The sequence below is a fragment of the Burkholderia sp. genome (assembly GCF_018375725.1).
Taxonomy (GTDB): Bacteria; Pseudomonadota; Gammaproteobacteria; order Burkholderiales; family Burkholderiaceae; genus Burkholderia.
This window is the reverse complement of sequence record NZ_JAHACR010000415.1, coordinates 1-2,933: the sequence shown is the minus strand read 5'-3', so window position 1 is coordinate 2,933 and position 2,933 is coordinate 1. Positions and strand designations below refer to the sequence as shown.

2 protein-coding genes and 2 pseudogenes are annotated in these 2,933 nt (G+C 65.8%); 1 reads left to right on the top strand and 3 read right to left on the bottom strand.

Going from position 1 to position 2,933, the window contains the following annotated elements; translation table 11 throughout:
• Positions 1–167: 167 nt before the first annotated feature.
• The gene (gene codA / locus KH616_RS23685) at positions 168–1,430 is read left to right on the top strand and encodes a cytosine deaminase (RefSeq protein ID WP_292253449.1); all 1,263 of its coding nucleotides are present in this window, start codon (positions 168–170) and stop codon (positions 1,428–1,430) included.
• 93 nt (positions 1,431–1,523) lie between these two features.
• On the opposite strand, the pseudogene KH616_RS23680 reads toward codA, so the two are convergent.
• The 3 genes and pseudogenes from KH616_RS23680 to KH616_RS23675 all read right to left on the bottom strand — a co-directional run.
• Positions 1,524–2,345 (bottom strand): annotated as a pseudogene (locus KH616_RS23680) (MFS transporter); the annotation flags it as partial.
• Positions 2,346–2,354: 9 nt separating this feature from the next.
• Positions 2,355–2,573 (bottom strand): annotated as a pseudogene (locus KH616_RS25455) (phage head closure protein); the annotation flags it as partial.
• Positions 2,574–2,581: 8 nt separating this feature from the next.
• On the bottom strand, positions 2,582–2,933 hold a 352-nt coding region (locus tag KH616_RS23675; RefSeq protein WP_292253447.1), incomplete at its 5' end, for a head-tail connector protein.

The window sequence follows — 2,933 nt, the reverse complement described above, 5'->3', positions numbered from 1 at the left end:
GGCGGCCATCGCCGGATCGGGCGGCACGTGCGTGATGGGCGTCATTCGGGCATGCTGCGAGTCGTATGCGTCGCGCGACGAAATGGTTTCGACGCGCGAGCGGCGCTCCATTCCCAACCATGCGTCCGTCGCGGACGACGCGCGGCCGCCTCATGCAAGGATCCGACATGAACGTGCTCAACGCGCGCCTGCGCGCCCGCGACGGCCTTTACACGATCGCCATCGAGGCGGGACGGATCGACCGGATCGACCGCCAGCCGGGTCTGGCCGCATGCACGAACGCTGGCGACATCGATGCAGCGGGGCGCCTGGCGATTCCGCCGTTCGTCGAGCCGCACATCCATCTGGATGCGGTGCTGACCGCCGGCGAGCCGGCCTGGAACATGAGCGGCACGCTGTTCGAAGGCATCGAGCGCTGGGCGCAGCGCAAGGCGACGATCACCCATGACGACACGAAGGCGCGTGCACATGCGGCGATCGGCATGCTGCGAGATCACGGCATCCAGCACGTGCGCACGCATGTCGACGTGACCGACCCGTCGCTCGCCGCGCTCAAGGCCATGCTCGAAGTGAAGGACGAGGCGCGCGAGTGGATCGACCTGCAGATCGTCGCCTTCCCGCAGGAAGGGATCGAGTCGTTCGACAACGGCCGCGCACTGATGGCGGAGGCGGTCGAGATGGGCGCGGACGTCGTCGGCGGCATTCCGCACTTCGAGAACACGCGCGAACAGGGCGTCAGCTCGATCCGTTTCCTGATGGATCTGGCCGAGCGTACCGGCTGCCTTGTCGACGTGCATTGCGACGAAACCGACGATCCGCATTCGCGCTTTCTCGAAGTGCTCGCCGAGGAAGCCCGCGTGCGCGGCATGGGTGCGCGCGTGACCGCGAGCCATACGACGGCGATGGGATCGTACGACAACGCGTATTGCTCGAAGCTGTTCCGGTTGCTCAAGCGCTCCGGGATCAGCTTCGTCTCGTGCCCGACCGAGAGCATTCATCTGCAAGGGCGCTTCGATACGTTTCCGAAGCGGCGCGGCGTGACGCGCGTCGCCGAGCTGGATCGCGCAGGCATCAATGTCTGCTTCGGGCAGGATTCGATCCGGGATCCGTGGTATCCGCTCGGCAACGGCAACATCCTGCGCGTGCTCGACGCGGGACTGCACATCTGTCACATGATGGGCTTCGACGACCTGCAGCGCTGCCTCGACTTCGTGACCGATCACAGCGCGACGGCGTTGCATCTCGGCGAACGGTACGTGATCGAGGCCGGGCGGCCGGCGAACCTCGTGGTGCTCGACGCGGACAGCGACTACGACGCGCTGCGCCGGCAGGCGAAGGCGGCGCTGTCGATCCGGAGCGGCAAGATCGTCATGCGGCGCGAGCCGGAGCGTGTGACCTATCCGGCGCGTGGCGCCGACGGTCTTGCCTAGGCGTTGAGGAATTGCCGGCCATGCCGGGTCTGTCGCGCCGCCTTCGTGTCGGGCAACGCCGGCGCGCGGGCGCGCGCCGGACGGGCGCACGCGTCAGCGGCGGGGTTCGTGCCCGTGCAGCAGCGCAAGACTGGCGACGGCGGCGACGACGAGCGCCGCGGCGAGCAGGGTCAGCCCGTTCTTCGCGTTGCCGGTTGCCTGCTCGATCGTGCCGACGACTGTCGGCCCGACGAAGCCGCCGAGCAGCCCGCAGGTATTGACGAGGCCGAGCCCGCCCGCCAGCGCGCTGCCGGTCAGGCGCGACGCGGGAAACGTGAAGACGATGGACTGCACGACGAAGAACATCGACGCGGCGACGCACATGCTCACCAGTCCCACGCCCGGCGACGCATACGCGGCGCACACGAGCCCCGCGGCCATCACGGCGAACCCGGCGCACAGCATCCGCCGGGAACGCTGCGAATCGCGCGCGAATTTCGGCAGGGTGGCCGCGCCCAGCGCGGCGGCGAGCCACGGCAGCGCGGTCAGCAGCCCGACGACGACCGGCGAGAATTTTCCGGACGCGCCGACGATCCCCGGCAGGAAGAAGATCACTGTGTAGACCGTCAACTGGTGGCAGAAGTATACGAAGATCGTGAGCCAGATCTGTCGGTCGCGCAGTGCCATGCCGAATGAATGGCCGCCGTGCATCGCCGTGCCGGCCGCCTGTTCCGCGGCCAGCGAGCGTTCGAGCGCGCGGGCGGTTTCCGGCGCGAGCCATGGTGCCGCGCTCGGCCGGTCGGGCAGGCGCATCCACACGACGAACGCGAGCGCGATCGCGGGTAGGCCTTCGATGACGAACAGCCACTGCCAGCCGCGGAGGCCGAGTGTGCCGTCCAGTTCGAGCAGCGCGCCGGCAAGCGGTCCCGTTAGTATCTTCAACCGTGAAGCTGCCGATATGTCCTTGCGAAAACGCATCCATACCCTGACTGTTGCCTCAGGCGATTCCGCGCCGGAGGAAAGCTGTTCGCGGCCGCTGACCGCGAGAACTTCACCCCATACCTTTTCACCATCAGACCATTGCTCGACGGGCTGGCCGGAGGGGGATCGGGTGGTGACATAATTTTGAATGATGACCCGGTGCCGTAGCCTACCTGCCTGCATATCACCTCCTACAGTGCAATGAACCGGTAAGGCTCAAGAAGGGATTCAAAACCAAAGGGGAGAGCCGATACGATGTTGCCGATGTTCACCGGCTCCCTGTTTTCATACCAGTGTCCGACCAGCAGCATCAGCGCCAGCTTGACGTCATCTTTGATAACCAGCCCATCCGGATCGTTTGCCGGAAGCTCGTCATCATAGAGCTGGCGATTTGTATAGCTCTCAGCCTTACGACGCGCCGCACCGATGTAGATCTCCAGAAGCTGTTTATCCCCCGGGTCATCACCATCAATTCGGCACTGCACTTTGCACTCGTCAATCGTTAGCGCCATGACCTTTCTCCAGCAAAAGCGAGCGATAACC

Excerpts from the sequence above, each read along its gene's own strand:
- codA (WP_292253449.1), top strand. The coding sequence starts at position 168 with ATGAACGTGCTCAACGCGCGCCTGCGCGCCCGCGACGGCCTTTACACG.